General features: G+C 68.3%; 17 protein-coding genes. 6 read left to right on the plus strand and 11 right to left on the minus strand.

Annotated elements, in window-relative coordinates:
• Nucleotides 1-205 precede the first annotated feature (205 nt).
• From IF28_RS0103695 to IF28_RS0103730, 8 genes are read right to left on the minus strand one after another with little or no spacing between them, the layout of a single operon-like run.
• Nucleotides 206-763: a histidine phosphatase family protein gene (locus IF28_RS0103695; protein ID WP_030213787.1), complete on the minus strand. Its 558-nt coding sequence runs from the start codon at nt 761-763 to the stop codon at nt 206-208.
• A complete protein-coding gene (locus tag IF28_RS0103700) occupies nt 756-1,517 on the minus strand; it encodes an SDR family NAD(P)-dependent oxidoreductase (protein ID WP_030213790.1) in 762 nt (253 codons plus the stop codon). The genes IF28_RS0103695 and IF28_RS0103700 overlap by 8 nt, the downstream gene beginning before the upstream one ends.
• Nucleotides 1,502-2,638: a hypothetical protein gene (locus tag IF28_RS0103705; RefSeq protein ID WP_030213794.1), complete on the minus strand. Its 1,137-nt coding sequence runs from the start codon at nt 2,636-2,638 to the stop codon at nt 1,502-1,504. Before IF28_RS0103705 ends, IF28_RS0103700 begins: the two co-directional genes overlap by 16 nt.
• A complete protein-coding gene (locus IF28_RS0103710) occupies nt 2,638-3,807 on the minus strand; it encodes a glycosyltransferase family 9 protein (protein ID WP_030213797.1) in 1,170 nt (389 codons plus the stop codon). The genes IF28_RS0103705 and IF28_RS0103710 overlap by 1 nt, the downstream gene beginning before the upstream one ends.
• A complete protein-coding gene (locus IF28_RS0103715) occupies nt 3,804-4,379 on the minus strand; it encodes a phosphoribosyltransferase domain-containing protein (RefSeq protein WP_030213801.1) in 576 nt (191 codons plus the stop codon). Before IF28_RS0103715 ends, IF28_RS0103710 begins: the two co-directional genes overlap by 4 nt.
• A gap of 56 nt (nt 4,380-4,435) precedes the next feature.
• Nucleotides 4,436-6,229, minus strand: a complete 1,794-nt coding sequence (locus IF28_RS0103720; protein ID WP_030213803.1) for a DUF4254 domain-containing protein — start codon at nt 6,227-6,229, stop codon at nt 4,436-4,438.
• Nucleotides 6,229-6,888 (minus strand): hypothetical protein, encoded by a 660-nt coding sequence (locus tag IF28_RS0103725; RefSeq protein ID WP_030213808.1) that lies wholly within the window; start codon nt 6,886-6,888, stop codon nt 6,229-6,231. The genes IF28_RS0103720 and IF28_RS0103725 overlap by 1 nt, the downstream gene beginning before the upstream one ends.
• Before the next feature lie 6 nt (nt 6,889-6,894).
• Entirely contained in the window at nt 6,895-7,362 is a 468-nt protein-coding gene (locus IF28_RS0103730) for an NUDIX hydrolase (RefSeq protein WP_030213811.1), read from the minus strand.
• Nucleotides 7,363-7,580: 218 nt separating this feature from the next.
• Here IF28_RS0103730 and IF28_RS0103735 point away from each other — a divergent pair, with 218 nt between their 5' ends.
• From IF28_RS0103735 to IF28_RS0103745, 3 genes are read left to right on the plus strand one after another with little or no spacing between them, the layout of a single operon-like run.
• Complete coding sequence (locus IF28_RS0103735) at nt 7,581-8,708, plus strand: helix-turn-helix domain-containing protein (protein WP_234324886.1); 1,128 nt, start codon at nt 7,581-7,583, stop codon at nt 8,706-8,708.
• 24 nt (nt 8,709-8,732) lie between these two features.
• Complete coding sequence (locus tag IF28_RS0103740) at nt 8,733-9,302, plus strand: isochorismatase family cysteine hydrolase (protein WP_030213817.1); 570 nt, start codon at nt 8,733-8,735, stop codon at nt 9,300-9,302.
• A gap of 4 nt (nt 9,303-9,306) precedes the next feature.
• Nucleotides 9,307-10,260, plus strand: a complete 954-nt coding sequence (locus IF28_RS0103745; RefSeq protein ID WP_051713627.1) for an FAD-dependent oxidoreductase — start codon at nt 9,307-9,309, stop codon at nt 10,258-10,260.
• 541 nt (nt 10,261-10,801) lie between these two features.
• On the opposite strand, the gene IF28_RS0103750 is transcribed toward IF28_RS0103745, so the two are convergent.
• The 3 genes from IF28_RS0103750 to IF28_RS0103760 all read right to left on the minus strand — a co-directional run bounded on the left by IF28_RS0103750 (nt 10,802) and on the right by IF28_RS0103760 (nt 13,482).
• Complete coding sequence (locus IF28_RS0103750) at nt 10,802-11,950, minus strand: hypothetical protein (RefSeq protein WP_030213821.1); 1,149 nt, start codon at nt 11,948-11,950, stop codon at nt 10,802-10,804.
• Nucleotides 11,947-12,354, minus strand: coding sequence for a hypothetical protein (locus tag IF28_RS36065; RefSeq protein ID WP_030213822.1), 408 nt, complete (start codon nt 12,352-12,354; stop codon nt 11,947-11,949). The genes IF28_RS0103750 and IF28_RS36065 overlap by 4 nt, the downstream gene beginning before the upstream one ends.
• Nucleotides 12,355-12,648: 294 nt before the next feature.
• Complete coding sequence (locus IF28_RS0103760) at nt 12,649-13,482, minus strand: hypothetical protein (RefSeq protein ID WP_078620838.1); 834 nt, start codon at nt 13,480-13,482, stop codon at nt 12,649-12,651.
• A gap of 622 nt (nt 13,483-14,104) precedes the next feature.
• Between IF28_RS0103760 and IF28_RS0103770 the strand changes: the two genes are divergently transcribed.
• The 3 genes from IF28_RS0103770 (at nt 14,105) to IF28_RS0103775 (ending at nt 16,087) form a co-directional block, all read left to right on the plus strand.
• Nucleotides 14,105-14,554 (plus strand): homing endonuclease associated repeat-containing protein, encoded by a 450-nt coding sequence (locus IF28_RS0103770; protein ID WP_006378593.1) that lies wholly within the window; start codon nt 14,105-14,107, stop codon nt 14,552-14,554.
• Nucleotides 14,545-15,231 (plus strand): hypothetical protein, encoded by a 687-nt coding sequence (locus tag IF28_RS39070; RefSeq protein ID WP_158713648.1) that lies wholly within the window; start codon nt 14,545-14,547, stop codon nt 15,229-15,231. The genes IF28_RS0103770 and IF28_RS39070 overlap by 10 nt, the downstream gene beginning before the upstream one ends.
• A 247-nt stretch (nt 15,232-15,478) precedes the next feature.
• Nucleotides 15,479-16,087 carry a hypothetical protein gene (locus tag IF28_RS0103775; RefSeq protein WP_030213828.1) on the plus strand — a complete coding sequence of 203 codons (609 nt, stop codon included), beginning with the start codon at nt 15,479-15,481 and terminating at the stop codon, nt 16,085-16,087.
• The last annotated feature ends 121 nt before the right edge of the window (nt 16,088-16,208 follow it).

The following is a 16,208-nucleotide window of genomic DNA, read 5'->3' on the forward strand; positions in this document are numbered from 1 at the left end:
ATGACGGCCTTGGCAGCGTTGCGGACGGTTGGGGTCATCGGGGCGGCCACGTGGAACTCCCTGCGCATGGTCGATCGGGCGGGGATGCTCGCGGTTCAGTCTGGCCGAAGCTGAGGCGCTCTCCAGCGGCACGGCCAAGAGCGGCCGTCACAGCCCGACGGCACCAGGCTGTCCTCCACGGGTCCGGTGGAGTTGGCGCGGCGGCTCAGCCGGTGGTCAGTAGGCGGCGCTCGGCGAATTGCCACGGGCATCTTGCTGCGGTGGTGAAGGCGGTTGGTCCTTCCGAGAGCTGGGCGAGGACGCCGAGGAGGAGGGTGTGGGAGACGACCAGGAGAGAGCCGTGTTCCTCGGCGGTGTGATGCAGGAAGTCGGCGCACCGGGTAGCGCGGCTGTATAGGTCGGTGAGGCTTTCACCGTCTCCGCAGCGCGATGACGGATGGGTGAGGCGGTGTTCTCGCCATGCCCGGTACGCGGGCGGATAGGTCTCGGGGGTGTGGCCGAGGACGATGCTCGGGGCTCGCCACTCGGCCAGGAGGGGAGAGGCGGCGACGATGGGCAGGCCGGTGAGGCGCGCGAGCTCGGCGGCTGTCTGGCGGGCGCGGAGGACCGGGCTGGTGACGATGGCGGTGACGCCGTCCGGGAGGGGCAGGGAGCGGCGTGCCTCGGCGCGTCCCTCGGCGGTGAGGGGTGCGTCGAGTGGGGCGTGGTAGCCGGGGCGGTGGCCTTCGTAGGTTCCGTGGCGCATGAGCCAGATGTCAGCCAAGTACCCAGCCTCCGTCGACGCGCAGGGTCTGCCCGGTGATGAAGCCGGCCTGGTCGGAGGCGAGGAAGGCGACGGCGGCCGCCACGTCGTCGGGGGTGCCGCGGCGCTGGATGCACTGGCGGGCGAGCTGCCGGGTGGTCATGGCTTGGGGGTCGTCGACGACGGTGATCTCGGCGGGGACGCAGATGGAGCCGGGAGCTACACAGTTGGTGGTGACGCCGTCCGGGCCGAGTTCGCGGGCGAGGGCGCGGGTGAGTCCTTCGAGTCCGGCTTTGGCACTGATATAGCCGGCGAGGTCGTGGCGGCCGGTGTGGGCGAGGACGGAGCCGATGGTGATGATGCGCCCCCACCCGCGGGTGGTCATGGAGGGTGTGAGTTCGTGGGCGAGGAGATAGTGGCTGGTCAGGTTGGTGCCCAGCGCTCGGTGCCAGCGGCCGAGGGTAGTTTCTGTCCAGGGGATGCGGGGGTAGGCGCCGGCGTTGCTGACGAGGATGTCGATCGGTCCGAGGCGTTCGTGGGCCTGCTTGCAGAGGGCGTGGACGGAGTCGGGGTCGCGGAGATCGGCGGACAGGGGCAGCGCGGTCATGGAGGCCCTGGTGAACCGCTTGGCGAGGGCGTCGGCCGCCTCGTGGTCGTCGAGGTGAGCGAGGACCACGGCGGCCCCGTCGGCGGCCAGTTGTTCGGCGATGGCTGGGCCGATGCCGCCGGTGGCCCCGGTGACCAGGGCGGTGCGTCCGTTCAGGGAGCCGGGCACGAAACCTCCTGCGGGCCGAAGTAGGTGGTGGGGTCGAAGTCGGGGCTCATGGCCTCGGCTAGCCGGACCAGGAGGATCAGCCGGTCGCGTGGAGCGAGATCGGCAAGGTTGTAGACGCCGAGGAGGCGCATGGCCACGTACGGGCGCAGCAGATCGGCGAGGCTGCCGCCGGACCAGAGCCGGTCCGCGACGGGGTGGACCAATTGGTCCCAGTAGGCGGCGACGGCGGCTCGGCGCGGCCCGGCAAGGCGCGGTGTGTAGTCGACACGGACGGTCCGGGCGCCGTGATCGACTTCGGCCCGGTGGATCTCGGGGGTGTTGGCCGGGATGTTGTCGAAGGTGGCCGGGTGGTCGGCGAGGGCGGGCGCGTTGTAGGTGGGGACCAGCCAGCCGCCGAGGAAGGAGGTGTACCAGAGGAAGTTCGCGAACTCGCCGGCGATGCTGTTCAGCCCGGCGGCGTCGTAGTCGAACCAGGCCAGAGGATGGGCGAGGTTGACGTCGGTGGGATCGCCCTGGGTCAGAGCCGCCCACACCGGCTCCGCCGTGGCGAAGTCCGCACGGAGCCGATCCAGGGTGGCGGCCCAGTCCAGGTGGTGGCACCGGCCGTTGACGTGCAGTGTGTAGGCGTCGAGGCGGGAGACCGGCACGTCGACGACGCCGTCGGCGACGGGGAAGTCCGCTCCGGCGTAGTACGCGTCGAGGCGGCCGCCTGACGCCGCCCGGTCCCGGTACAGCTTGCCCACGACGCGTTCGGGACGGGCCAGTTGCGCGGTGTCGAGGATGACGTCCCGGTAGGCGGCCGTGAGCTGGGACATGTAGGCATCCAACTCGGCTGTGGGCGTCGGCGTGTTGAGCAGGTCTAGCAGCAGCCCCCGGTCCGTGCCGGCGGGCAGGCGCTCGTACACCAGGACGTATCCGCCCGGCACACGCAGGCGGGCGTGGAGGGCCGGGACCCGGTAGTGGCCGGCCAGCCGGGCGTGTCCGCGGATCTCCTGGCGGGCCTCAGCCGGGTCGCGGGTGTACTTCACCAGCAGGCGGCGGCCGGGGATGTCGACGGGGCATACCAGGTTGCGGGTGAAGCGCCGCACCGGCCCGACCCGCAGGCGCGTGCGTCCGGGCATCAGCGGACCCCGTTCAGCAGGTCGAGGCAGAGTTCGGCCAGGGTGGCGGGGGCGAAGGCGTCCATGTGGAGGTCCGTGTCCGGGGCGATGGCATCGCGTACGGGGCACAGGTCGCCCTGGTGCATGCGCTGGGAGAGGGCGGTGGCCATCGCGTGATGGTGCGGCAGGCCGGTGCGCCACTTGCTGTGGCTGTGCCGCGCGTAGAGGCCGATGACGGGCGGGCCGCCGCCGTGGGGCATGCGGGTCATGGCGGCGAGGTGGGTGAGGCCGGTGTCGTTTCCGATCACCAGTCGGCAGTGGGGGAACAGGTCGATGAGGTCGGCGGCTGGGATCCCGCCCAGATACAGGACTTCCACGCCGCTGCGCGTGGTCTGGGTGGAGACGTGCATCCCGGTGCCCGGGTCGCCGCCGATGACGAGCAGGCGGACCTGCGTGTGGTAGGCGTCGGCGATCTGCTGGGCGATCTGGATGTACCGACGGGGGGTGTAGTCCTTCAGCTCCGGCCAGCTGGTCGCGGTGATGGCGGCGATGGTGAGGCCGTCCAGCCATCCGGCCGCCCGCAGCGCCTCGGCGAACCGTCCTGCCCGGGCTAGCAGGAGCGGGGTGAAGGGCGTGGTGGCGGGCAGGCGGATGCCCAGGCGCCGTTCGAGGGCCAGGTAGTGGCGGGCGGGGAGATCGAGGTGGGCGCGGTCGTCGCTGGACCAGCCGGGGGGCGCGGCCGGGTCGCACACCACGCTCACCGCGGCCTCGGGCCCGCGTGTCTCGACACCGGCCCGGTCGCCGATGACCGCCCGTCGGCCGGCGCCCGGTCCGGCGTCGGGTGCGTCGGGTGGGGTGGGGGTGAGCAGTCCCGAGCGGGCGATCAGTTGTGCGTACGGTCCGGTGGCCCGGACGGTGGTGGACAGCGCGCGAAGCGCGTGCCACTCGGTCAGGGCGCGGACGGCGGCGAGGGCGAGGAGGGTGTCGCCGAGTTTGCCGTGGAAGCTGACCTCGATCTCGTCGCAGGTGTTGAGCCGGTCGACGAGTTCCGCGGAGGCGGTCATGGGCAGTTGTGCGCCGACGGGGATGCTCGCGCGGTCGTATCCGAGGGGTGTGGTGTGCACGGTGTGGGCGGAGTGGATCTGTGTTCCCGGGCGGAACGCGATGCCGGCGGGGGTGAGGGTGGTCACGGTGCGGCCTCGATCGTGGTGAGCGAGATCAGCGGGAGGCCGAGAGAGTCGAGCAGGGCGCGGGCCCCGCGGGTGGTGTCCTCCACGAGGCAGGCGGCGGCCAGCGGTTCGGCCCCGGCCTCGCGGAGCTGTCGGGTGAGGTCGGCGAGGGTCTGTCCGGTGGTGATCTCGTCGTCCACGAGGACGATGCTTTGTCCGGGGGCGATGTTGTAGGCGAAGACGTCGGTGCGCATCGCGTGCGGCTCGCGGAAGCGGATGGCGCCATCGAGCGGCAGGTGGAGCTTCCAGGCGATCTTGTAGGGCAGGTCGGAGGCGGTGGAGAGGGCGATGGTGGGCAGGATGCCGCCGGCATCCAGTCCGAGCAGGAAGTCCGCGGTGCTGTCGGCGTACGACAGCTGCGCCTCCACGTGTTTCCACAGCAGCTGTCCGGTGGCGGCCAGTGCTTCGGGCTGGACCGGCTCTTCGAGGCCGTCCAGGGAGTGGATGACGCGTTCGCGGCGGCTGGTCGCCCCGGTGCTGAGGCGTTCGACGACTCGTGCGGAGAACGGGGGCACGACACGGGTTTCGGGCATGGCGAAGCTCCTGCGGGGCGAAGACGAAGAGAGGGAGCGGACCGGGCGGCGGAGTGTCAGGCCGCGACTTGCGCGGCGTACCAGTCCAGGAAGCAGTCGATGGCGGCGGTGAGCGGTTTGAGGACGCTGTCGCGGTTGTCGTCGCGCCAGGCAGCGGCGATCTCGGCCAGCGGCGGCAGGCTGAACGCGGGCAGTCCGGGCATCCGGGAGGCGGCGGCGAGGATGCGGTCGGCTCCGGCCTCCCATTGGTTGTGCTCGCGCAGCAGGAGGCGGCAGGCCAGGACGAGGTGCTTGTACAGCTGCAGGACGCTGTCGGCTCCGGCGTCGGAGCGCAGGCGGCGCAGGGTGAGGATGACCTGGGGCAGTTCGCGGACAGCGGCTAGGTCGAGTTCGGCGCGGTTGATGGCGGGCAGCTCGATGCCGGGCGCGGCGTGCAGGACAGGGTGGCCCTGTTGAAGCTGGTGCAGCGCGAAGGCGAGGCGTGGGGTGAGGTGCTGCGCGGTCAGTTCGCCCGGCGTCATGAGGGAGGGGCCGAGCGAGGTGACGCCTTCCAGCGCGCTGCGGTAGTGCGCGAGGGCTTCATGGATGTGGAAGGTGGCCGCGTGGTCGGCGATCACGAGCAGGTCCAGGTCCGACCAGCCGGCGATCCAGCCGCCCTCGCCTGGGCTGCCGGTCAGCGCGGCGAGCCGCACACCGTCGTGCGCGCGGAGGGCGTCGGTGAAGTCGGCGGTGGCCGAGGCGACGACAGCCGGCAGGCCGAGCCCGTAAGGGGTGGCGACCCGCAGGGTCGAAGGGGAGGGTGGGAGGGCGATGCGCCGCAGCTGGGCGCGCAGGAAGGCGATGCTGCCGGAGTTGTCGATCACATGGTCGGCGAGCGTGGCCACGCGGTGGGCCCCGCGGCTCATCTTGACCTCGTCCTTGGCGGACACGGCCTGCGGTGCCGTGCCGGATCGCGTGACCCGCACGGTGAAGTCGGCGTCCAGATAGACGATCTGCAGCCTGTCGCCCAGGAGCTGCTTGAGCTCGGCGATCGAGGCGTCGTCGTGCACGGATTCGATGGTGAACAGCTGCGTGCCCGGGTTGCCTTCCGCGAAGTGGTTCAGCTCGTCGAGCAGCAGCTCGGCCTGGCGGCGCGCGGAGAGCGTGTAGGGGTCGGCGAGGCCGCGGCGGTGCGCGGCCTGCCGCAACAGGAACCCGATCTTCAGGCGCTGGGCGCCGCAGGTGTCCCGGACGAACTCCGCGCTGGTGCTCTTGCCGCACTCGCTCAGCCCACCGAAAGCCAGGACCCGCCGCAGCCGGGGACTCGGCCGGACCTCGACCACTGTCTCGTCCTGGCCGTACAGCTTGTAGCGAGCCGGTGAGGGCAGGCGCCGTCTGCCGGCCAGGACGGCACGGACCAGGCTGTCGAGCGCGGAGCACAACTCCTCGAGCTGCCGGTGCAGGGCGGGGATGCGGCGCCGCGTCAGCTCGTCCCGCTCCGCGACCCGTTCGCTGTGCCAGATCCTCAGGGTGAGGACCGAGAGCCGGTCCACGACCGAGGCGAGGGTCTCGGTGTGCAGCGGAACATCGGGCCGGTCGGGCCCGGCGAGGGTGCCGAGGATCTCGTCGGCGCGCTCGGCCAGTTGGTTGCGCTCGGCGTTGAGCTGGTCGATCTCCCGCTTGCAGTCGGCGACGTGTCCGGCCCCCAGTCCGGCGCCGCGGACGAGGTCCTCGGCGTCCCACAGGCGGCCGTTGACGGTGTGCAGCCGGGTAACGGCGTCATCCAGTCGCCGGCGGTCCTTCTCCGGCAGGGCGGTGATGGCGCGGGCCAGTCCAGGCGGTATCACCAGAGGCGGTGCATATACGGTCATCAGGGGTTCCCGTCCATGAGCGGCGGAGCCGGCAGAGAGCTGTCGAGGAGAGCGGCTATCTCGGCGTGGACGTCGTCGGGGGAGCGGTCCTCGCAGTTCACGACCGCGGCGTAGGCGCCGTGGTCGGCCTGCTGGAGCAGGACCGCGTGCAGTGTCTTCTGATAGGTGGGATAGACGCCGGTCCAGGGGCGGCCCTCCCGGGCACTGGTGATCGCGTAACTGCGCTCGGCATCCAGCGCGGGAACCAGGAGAACGGCAGTCTCCGGCCAATGGGGGTATGCAGCGGCGATGCCGGCCACGGTGTCCATGGCCTGCTGTACGGGCAGCCCGTCCTTGACCGCGCAGGTCGCGGCGGCCACCGCGAGGAGCATGGGCAGCCCCCTGTCGAGCAGACCCGTGCGGCCTGCCTCCCGGGCGGCGGCCCGCTTGGCGTGGCCGGCCAGCAGCATCCCGGTCAACTCGACCGTGGTGGACGTCTCGAACCACCACGCCGCGTAGCCATCGGCCGCCACCCGTTCCCACGGCTCGGAGTCGTGGTCATGGATCGCGCCCAGCGGCTGGAATCCGCTGCGGTGCTGCGCCAGTATGCGCAGCTGGGTCGTCTTGCCGACGTTGTCAGGACCGTTGAGACTGACGAAGCCCGTCCACGCGGTGGGCATCGGCGCTCACACCGTACGGACCGGCGTGTCCAGGACAGAGGAGATCGCCCCGGTATTGGCGGCGATGAACTCCCCCAACTGGGGCGGCATCAGGTTCAGTTCACGCACCGCCGCGGCGGTGAACGGAACCCGGACGACCTCGTACCCGCCCCGTTCCGGCTTGTCGAACTCGCTGCCGGTGCGGGCGGCGAGGTCCATCGAGACCAGGCGCGCGGCGAAGATGTGCTGGATGCCGATGCCGCCGTCCAGCTCGTCGGTGATCAGGTAGACGAGTTCGGCACCTTCCACCGTGCCGCCGAGTTCCTCGAACACTTCGCGGTGCAGGGCTGCTTCGATGGACTCGTCGTCGGCCTCCACGCCGCCGCCGACCGTTACCCAGTAGGGGTCCCGGTCCGGCCTGGTGCGCTTGATCAGGACAAGTTCGTCACCGTCGAGGAGGATGGCGCGTGCACTGCGCTTGACGACTTCGGTCATCGCGTAGATTCCTTCTGGTCGCGGTACGTCACAAAGCCGAGGCGGAGCGCCGCATCGCGGTGAGGATCTCCAGCCCGGCGGACTCAGCATGGGGCACACCGGAACCCAGGCGTGACGCACGGATGCTGAACCAGTGCCGCACGAATGCTGAACATGCCTGGGCACGCCCGGAGTTCGGCGGTCGATCAACAGGGGACGGGGGTACGGCAGTGGTCACGGTGAGGCGGTGGACCGGTCACAGCGTCCGGGTTCTCCGCGAAGACGCCCTGCGCCTGAGCATCCGCAAGTTCGCCGAACGGCTAGGCATCAGCGACCGCGCCGTATCCAACTGGGAGGCAGGCGGCGAGGCGAAGGTCCCGAGCCCCGAAATCCAGGCCATCCTCGACACCGCACTGGCCCAGGCCCCAGACGACGCCAAGACACGTTTCGCCGAAGCCCTCGGGCTCGACAGCACCGAGCCGCCGGCCGTCGCGGGCATCGAAGTCGACTCCCACAAGTTCCTGCCCGTCTTCATCGGCGCCGAGCGCGCACGGCGGTTCCGTGCCGATATGCCCCACCACACCGGGGACACCTGGCTGCACTCCTCGGCGGCCCGGGTGGAACACCCGGACGCCGCCGAGTGCACCCTCCACGTCTTCGCCTGCGGCGTCGCCGTATTCCACCTCGTCCAGCCCCACACACCCGCGTCGCTCACCGAGCTCGCGGTGTGGCGCTACCGCTCCTACGCCACCGACCTTCCCTGGGCGAAGGCGAAAATCCGTGACCTCCTCGACGAGGACCGCTCAGGGCTGCCCAACCCCGAATACGTCCTGTCCCTGTACTGGCTCGCCTCCGGCCCATGGACCGGCAGCCAGTACGACACCGCCCTGCGCCTGCTGTCCACCCCATCCGTACTCGTCGACCGCGGCGCCGCCGGCGGGCCCGCACCACTGGACGGCGAGGTGGAGGAGAAGCTGCTGGCCACAGGATTCGACCACCCCGACATCGTGTCCTTCGGCGTACGCGGCATCTCCGCTGGATACGCGGGATGGTCCGGCGTCGCCTACGCGTCCATCGCGCCCGAGCGCGCCCTCACCGCGGACGAACTGGTGGCCTGTGAACTGGCGGTGCAGGCCCTGTGGTGCTTCACCGGCCAGATCCAGCAGATGATCGAGGACGGCCAGGACCCCTCCATGCCCAAGGAGTTCGGCTGGCGCTTCCTGCGCGCCGCGCACTCACGGCTCACCACGGCCCGCGCCCAGGAGACCGCTCAGCACGTCCTCATGCGGGAGGCCATCATGAAGACCAGTGGCTTGGAGAAGCAACTGCGTGCCGCGCAGGACGCTCTGCGCGAAGACCTCAGCTGACAGTGAGCAGGGAGAGACACCCGGATGGACATCGGCAACGCGGCACTCGTCGTGATCGACATGCAGCGGGGATTCGTCAACCGCCACAGCCAGCATGCCGTTCCCGCAGTCGCCGACCTGGCCGCCACATGGGCCGCCACGGGCAGGCCGGTGATCTTCACCCGCTACTTCAACTATCCCGACAGCCCGTACGAGAAGTTCTTCCAGTGGCACCGCCTCCAGGGACCGCCCGAGACCGACATCGTCCCCGAACTTGCCGACCACGCCGGCCACGCCCGCGCAGTCCTCGACAAGACCGGATACACCCTCTTCACCCCGGAAGCCACCGAACTGATCCACAAGGCCGGCTGGAGCGACCTGGTCTTCTGCGGGGTGGCCACCGAAAGCTGCGTCCTCAAATCCGCCGCCGACGCCTTCGAACACGGCTACGCACCCTGGATCGTCACCGACGCATGCGCCAGCGACGCCGGACCGGACGTCCACGACGCAGGCCTGACCGTCGCCCGCCGCCTCATCGGCCCCGGCCAACTCCTCACAAGGACCCAGGTGATCCAGCAACTCGCCTCGTACGACCCGGCCGTGGTGCTGGAATAGCCCCATGGCCGCCACCTCACCCCGCACCGGAGCACCCGCAACCTCCGACGCCGACCTGATCATCATCGGCGGAGGCCCGGCTGGCTGCGCCGCCGCCCGCATGGCCGCCAGTGTCGGCATGCGCTCCGTCCTGATTGAACCGGACGCCCTGTGCCGCAACCTGTACCGCATCCCGGCGCTGAACAACGTCCTGGGCGGCTACACCAGCGGCCCAGAACTAGCCGATTCCATCACAGAAGAGATCAAGAAGACCGAGCTGTGCCGCATTGAGCTCGGCCGCCGTGCCACCAGTCTCCGAACGGCTGACGACCTCGTGGCGGTCACCTTGGACACGGGCATCCAGCTGATCGCTCCGTACGTCATCGTTGCCACCGGTGTCGGACCTCTTCAACCGAGCGACGCCTCGTGGATCACCGCTCCCCCCGATCTCGCCCTCGCGCCCCTGTGGCAGGCCGATGGAGAAACCGCTGAAGGCCGCACGCTGCTCATCCTCGGCGGCGACCGCCCGATCGGAACCTTTCTGCGAGCCCACCCGACCAGCGGCACACGTCTGCTCGTGACCTACCCCCACACTGACGACTACAAGATCGACGAGATCCGCGAAGAGCCCCGGGTGACTCTCCTCCCGGCCGATCACGTGACATTGCACCCGACGAGGGAGGCGTCGACAGCCAGGGAGGCGTCGACAGCCGAAATTGTGGGCCGCGATGGTGAACGCCAGACCGTGAAGGCCGACTTCACCTATCTCAGCCTCGGCACTTCCCCCACCGCCCCATCGGGCGACCTCGTCCGCGACGCGGAAGGCTACTGTCCCGCCGCCGACCAGCATCCTCGGATCATCATCGCCGGCGATCTACGCTCGGCCCGCTTCCAACGGATCATGAGCGCCATAGGCTCAGGCAGTGAAGCCGCGCTACACACCTACTACGCGACAAGGGATCTCATTCCAGCCCGTTGAGCCTGTCTGATGTGGGATCTCAAATCCCGTGGCACAGTCTCATTCGATCTTGGCACATGACAGCACATCCGCGAGACGCGCAGGCCAGGGGCCTGCGCCCTCTCGAAGCCGCCGAGGAAGTGCCACGCTTCGTGAGACTGAACCGTGTGCCATCGCCGTGAGACAGCTTGAGAGCCGCTGGTCAGAAGCCCAGCCTGTGCCACGGGCCGCGAGATCCTACATCTGATGTGGGACGTCAGATTCTCCGGGCGAGGCCATGGGCTGTCGGTTCAACGGAGCCCAGTGCTGGGGATCCGGTCCGGGGCCACGGGCTTCGGCGTCGAGGGGTGGGCACGTGCGTGTCGGACGCTTCCGGGTAGGACGGCAGGTGCGGACGGGGTCCGCACGGGGATGAGCGTAGTCCGCACGAAGCGCGGGCGTCCGACACGGTCGCTCCCCGTGACACGGGGTTACGGCATACCGGGGTGTCAGGCTCTTCCGTGGTGGCGAGGAGGTCGCCGTGGTCGAGGGCCTCACAAGAGCTTTCCCTTGCTCGTCGTGGTCATCGAATCGGCCGTCCGTCCCGCTCGCGTTCAAGCTTCAGCTGCTTCCTGGTCGCCTCCCGGGCCTTGTCCCGGAGGTAGATCGCCTCCTTGTGCGTGATCGGCGCGTCGTGGAGGTTGTGCGAGCCCCGCAGGAAGTTCTCCGTGCGGTCGGCGATGGAGTACGCCATCGCCTGCTCGATCACCGCGCTGGTCTGGCGCACCTCGCCCAGTTCGTCGCGCAGCTTGCGCAGCAACCCGTCCCGCTCGCGTTCAGCGGCCTCGATGTTCGCCAGGCGTGCCACCACGCTGCCCAGCAGCGGGTCGCGGGAGCGGAACAGCTCGACGGCGCGCTCGGTGGCAGGATCGGCATCAAGGTGCAGGTCGAGCTGCGCCAGCAGGAACGCCGTCACTAGCGTGCCCTGGCTCAGCCGCTGGCTGAACTCCCGAGCAGTGCTGTCGCTCACGCCCAGCTCACGGACTGCGGCGGCTCGCAGCTGCTCCCGCAGCGCGTTCATGATGTTCTCGGGCAGCGCCTTGATGTGCGGCTGGCTCTGCACGCCGGCGAGCCGGAAGCCCGACTGGGGGAGCGTGGCGGTCTCGGCTGTGCTGCCCGATCCACCCTTCGATGCCGCACTCTGCACGGCGTCCTGATGGTCGGTGAGCTGGAGCGAGCCGGGCGTTACATGCTCGGATTCATCCGGTGTGGCGACGACGTCGTGAGAAGTGACTTCCGCCGCGGCAGCGTCCTCGAGGTCCGGCTGTGCCCCGGGAGCCGGAACAACATCAGCCATAGGGCCTGCCGGCGGACCCCCCGGGAGTGCCCCGGCAGTTCCTCCCTGTCCACCGCCGTTACCACCACGCTGATTGGATCCGCTGGCCCGCTCGGAGTCCGGCTCCAGGTCCAGGCGATCCTCTTCGGCGTCCATGTCGGGGTCAGGCTGCAGACTTTCAACCTCGGGTTGAGGGTCGACGTCGCCGGCCTCGTCAAGCTGCGCCTCCGGCTCAGGAGTTGCCACCTCAGGCTCAGACTGTGCCGCCTGGGCCTGGACGCGCTTGAGCTCCTCGCTCCCGCCGCGCCGGTAGGCGTCGAGGAAGGACGTGTCCACCTCCATCACCTCGGCGGTGGGTGTGGCCGCTTCCAGCATCTCTGCGAAGTCCCGGCTCATCCGAGCTCGCCGTCCTCGTCATCCAGGAGGTAGTTGTCGCCGCGGGTGAGCCCGATGAGGGAGTCGAAGCCTGTGGTGACGACGCGTTCGAGGTTCGCCGAGTTCTTCGCCAGCGCCGCGACCTGGTCGACAAGCTCGTTGAGTCGCGCGATCTCCAGGGTCGGCAGGTCGTAGTCGAGGTTCTCTCGTCGGATCTTCTCGACCACCGCCTCGGCCACGTACTCGTTCACCGAGGAGAACCCGCGCTTGTCAGCCCAGTACTCCGCACGCTGCTTGTCGTCCGGATCCAGCCGGACGAACATGCCCTGGCGGCCACTACTGCTGCTCTGTGTCGCGCCCGGCGGCTTCTTCTTCGTGCCGTGCACGGGCTGCGTCGTCTTCTCCAACTCCTGTGCGACGGTCATGCGCGGCTTCTCCTTGACTTGTTCGACTGATCTATCAAGCCATCTTATCAATGCCAATCAATAAGCCATCTGCGATCTTTGTGTTTCGGCTCGAATGCCAGTAGAGTCGCAGCCGCGCCCAGTCAGTCCCCCCCTGGCGGCGCATCGCCGCAGTAGGTGGCCCTGCTCGATTCCTTTCCTCTCGGACGGAGCCACCTGCTGCGGACCGCACCCACCTTCGTGTGACGGCGAAAAGAGAAAAGGGCCAGTGCGACACATCGCACCGGGCCCTTCGTCTGCCTGATGGACTCCCGCTCAGGGGCCGGGCATGGGAGTCGGCGTCGCATTCGTCGTGCAGTCGACGAGTCCCTGGGTGAACCTCGGCGACTGCCAGATCGCCTTGTCCTTGTCGTTCGGCAGGTGTTCGACGATCGACCCGGTGCCGAGGGGCGCTCCGCCGGCGAAGAAGTGCAGCACCTCCTGGCTGAAGCCCGCGTTGTACACCAAGGTCGACAGGCACTGGCCGGCCGCCGCGTAGGTCTTCCTCTGACCCTCGTCCCGGGCGTAGGAGGAGAACATGGAGACCAGGCCCTTGCTGAGCTCGATGGACGAGTTGACCGGCTGATCCGCGCGGACCGGGTAAGCCGGCTCCAGGTTCGGCTGACCGGCTACAGGCTTCGCGGCTCCCTTTGGCGGCACGTAGCTCTGGGTCTTGAGGCTGCTGCCGTTCGGAAGTACAGCCTTGTCGATGCACGCGTCGAAGTCCTCGCGCAGCGACCGCGACGCCAGGAGCGCAGCGTCGTCCTCGCTCACCTTGTTCAGTCCGTCGATGACTGCACCCATGTCGTCGCTGTCGACCTTGACGACGTAGTCCAGCGACTCCTCCGGCATTCCCGCCTTCCGCGCTGCGCTGGCTAGGCAAGCCCCGCCGTCCTTTCTGGAACTCCCGGTGCCCTGGAAGGCGAGCTTGTTCAGCGCCTCGTCGAGGGCCTTGTCGGTGACCTTGGCGGTGCTCGTGGTCGGACTCGGCGCAGACGGCGCCTGCGTTGTGGTGCCGTCGCCACTGGAGTATCCGGCGAGCAGAACGCCCGCCGCCACAGCGAGTGCTGCGGCCGCGGGTGCAGCCTTCCTCGTCCTCCAGGTCTTCATCGCTTCTCACCTCGCATCTCCTGTTGCCGACCGGTCCGATTGCATCGACTGGTCTCTTAGGGCATCCTATTCGAATACCTATTGAATGGCATCCTGTGGTGAGTCGGAATGCCATGAGACAGAGGATGCAGAGGATGGGCAGAGCGGGGCTCGGGCGCGCAGAGTGCCTGCGGGTCTGTTTGGCGCTTGGCGATCAACGGAGTTGATCCGGAGGGCTCTGTGACACGTCGTGCGCGTGTCAGCTGCGGGTGGCCCCCTGCCGGGCGGCTGTTCGTGGGCTTCTCATCTCCCCCCACGAAGGACTGCTCGCCATGACTGCTCTTGCTTCTGCTCGGACCACCACTGACGTCGACCTGCTGACGCTCACGCTGCACGTGAGTGACGACCAGAAGACCTGGTACCGATCGTCTTCGAGGGCGAGAACCCGGTCTACGTCGACCAGCAGGCCGCAGCCTGGCTCAAGGGACGGCCGTACCTCGCCGTCGAGATGGACGACTCGACCTGCTGCGGCCAGTTCCCTCGGACCTTCAACGCGGTGTTCGCGTTCATCACCCGCGACCAGCAGCTCCTGCAGGTGCACACGCTCTGACGCGCGCCCGCTTCCAGAAGGAGAGCACCGGCCATGACAATGCATGCTGCGCACGTCCCCGCGCCCATGAAGCCAGGTCCGGTCGTCTACACCGACCGGCAGCTCTTATGCGTGCTCATCCGCCTGGCGCAGGGGGAGAGCACCCTCGGACGTCGCACGTTCGAGCAGCGCCGCAGAGATGCCGACCCGTCGGCTCCGCTCTACGAGCGCCGCTTCGGCAGCTGGAACCGCGCGCTGGAGCTCGCGGGCCTCGACGCGGTCGCACAGCCCGAACAGCTGCGGGATGCGACGACGAAGTGGACCCAGGAGCAGCTGATCGCCGCGATCCGTCGGTGTCTGCTGGAAACAGGATCCACGACGCTGGCGGCCTACGAGGTCTGGCGCACGGATCCGGCGAATCCGAAGTCTGATGTTCCGCCGGCCACCACCATCCGCTTCCGCATGGGCAGTTGGTCACGAGCCACAGAGCTGGCTTGCGGCTGACATCCATCGGCATCTGCGACACCGTTCGATCCCCTTATGGGGCGCTGAACCGCAAGGATCTGGAAAGGGGAACTGTTATGTCAACCGAAAAGCGGCCTCTCACGGGTCTCCGCGTACGAGTCCATTTGAAGGGTGAGACCGTGTATGGGCTCGCCAGGGTCAGCTACAGAGATGGCCACAAGCACGCTGGCCATTACGAGGTGGAGCGTGTCTCAGCTCCCCCGATTCTGGTTCCGTTCGGGGATGCCGAACCGGGATCGAACGCCGATCAGATTCCGCCTGGCGTGGAATTTCCGGATCGTCGTGTGTCCTATCGCCCGCTGTTTGCTGAGCCGGGAGTCAAAGAGACATCCGCCAGGGTCTCCGGTGCAAACGTCATCTTCCCCGGAAACATGGAAAGGCTCCAAAAACTGATCGGGCTTGTCCAATCGGGCTGGACCGTGCACTGGACCAGTCACGAGGCCAACGAGTTCCGGGGGCAACTGAGCGTTGCTGAAGTCGGTGTATCCGAAGTGAGGATGAATCCGACCAAGGCAGCACCGAGCCGGTACACATGGCCGCTGGAAGGTGATGATTTCACCATCGAGGGTACTGCCATCACCGAGTACAAGGCTGACCATGCGTACACCGGCGGTCGAGCGTCCACACTGACGCTGCGGTTCGAAGCGCCGCGCTAACCAGCAGCCCTGGAGGGGCATCAAGGTCTCCTAGTCCGGCGCGAGTCGGGCTTGGGAACTCAATCCCCCGATTTAGTCGAAGGGCCCAGCAGATATACCAGGAAGCCCTCGGAAGTCTTCACCGCATACGGAATGACCCGGTCCATCGCCGAATGGCACGACATTACCGGGATTGACCTAAGTGCTCTCAGGCACGGCACAAGAAGGCATGACCTGGAAAAGTACCTCAAAAGGAAAGAGGAACCTTATGTCCGAACGCGACATCATCGAAGTCCGCAAGCTTCCGCCTTACTACAAGGCCGACCTCAACCATCTGCTGCCGGTGGAGCAGTCGCTGCATGGTCGCCATGAGCTGATCATCGGCGACATCACCCGGTACCGCGCAGGCATTGAGTACTACGCACCGATTGCCCCCACCGAAGACGGCAGTCTCCGGGGCGGCACACTCACTCTGAGCGAGGCGCAGGCCCGTCATATCTACGCTCAGCTCGGCGAGCTGTTCAAGCGTTGGGACCTGGAGAACGAGCGTGAGGCCGAATGGTCGAGCCGCCCACACTTCAGTGCCTGGATGACCTACGGCACCGGTCACCTCTCTCAGCCACACATGGATGTTTCGGTATGGCAGGACAAGCTGACCGGCGAGCACCCGGGGGACGAGCGGGCATGGTCGCCCGACTATGACACGCCTGCTGCGTTCAGCGAGCGCACCACGATCGCCGCCAAAGGCGGAGACCCTGAGGACGGCAGGCGCGAGGCTGAGCGGCTTCTGAGCGATGCTGGGTGGCGAGTGATCGGCGAATGGCGAGACGCCGAGGACATGGCGCTGATCGTTAGCGTCGCCCGCACAGGGGACTGAATCGCTGCTTCTATGGACGTTGCAGCACCGACTAACAACGGTTGCCCGCTGGCAGCGGCATCGTCCGCACGTCCGCCGGGGCCAGCTCAGCGACCTCCACCATCGAGCCGTCCCACGTACG

It is taken from the genome of Streptomyces sp. NRRL WC-3626, assembly GCF_000718785.1.
Lineage (GTDB): Bacteria > Actinomycetota > Actinomycetes > Streptomycetales > Streptomycetaceae > Streptomyces > Streptomyces edwardsiae.

Bases quoted from the DNA above. Each gene is read 5' to 3' on its own strand.
- IF28_RS0103750 (WP_030213821.1), bottom strand. From the start codon at position 11,950: ATGAGCCGGGACTTCGCAGAGATGCTGGAAGCGGCCACACCCACCGCC.
- IF28_RS0103725 (WP_030213808.1), bottom strand. From the start codon at position 6,888: ATGCCCACCGCGTGGACGGGCTTCGTCAGTCTCAACGGTCCTGACAAC.
- IF28_RS0103730 (WP_030213811.1), bottom strand. From the start codon at position 7,362: ATGACCGAAGTCGTCAAGCGCAGTGCACGCGCCATCCTCCTCGACGGT.
- IF28_RS0103760 (WP_078620838.1), bottom strand. From the start codon at position 13,482: ATGAAGACCTGGAGGACGAGGAAGGCTGCACCCGCGGCCGCAGCACTC.
- IF28_RS0103770 (WP_006378593.1), top strand. From the start codon at position 14,105: ATGACAATGCATGCTGCGCACGTCCCCGCGCCCATGAAGCCAGGTCCG.
- IF28_RS0103705 (WP_030213794.1), bottom strand. From the start codon at position 2,638: ATGCCCGGACGCACGCGCCTGCGGGTCGGGCCGGTGCGGCGCTTCACC.
- IF28_RS0103745 (WP_051713627.1), top strand. From the start codon at position 9,307: ATGGCCGCCACCTCACCCCGCACCGGAGCACCCGCAACCTCCGACGCC.
- IF28_RS0103720 (WP_030213803.1), bottom strand. From the start codon at position 6,229: ATGACCGTATATGCACCGCCTCTGGTGATACCGCCTGGACTGGCCCGC.
- IF28_RS0103775 (WP_030213828.1), top strand. From the start codon at position 15,479: ATGTCCGAACGCGACATCATCGAAGTCCGCAAGCTTCCGCCTTACTAC.
- IF28_RS36065 (WP_030213822.1), bottom strand. From the start codon at position 12,354: ATGACCGTCGCACAGGAGTTGGAGAAGACGACGCAGCCCGTGCACGGC.
- IF28_RS0103715 (WP_030213801.1), bottom strand. From the start codon at position 4,379: ATGCCCGAAACCCGTGTCGTGCCCCCGTTCTCCGCACGAGTCGTCGAA.
- IF28_RS0103740 (WP_030213817.1), top strand. From the start codon at position 8,733: ATGGACATCGGCAACGCGGCACTCGTCGTGATCGACATGCAGCGGGGA.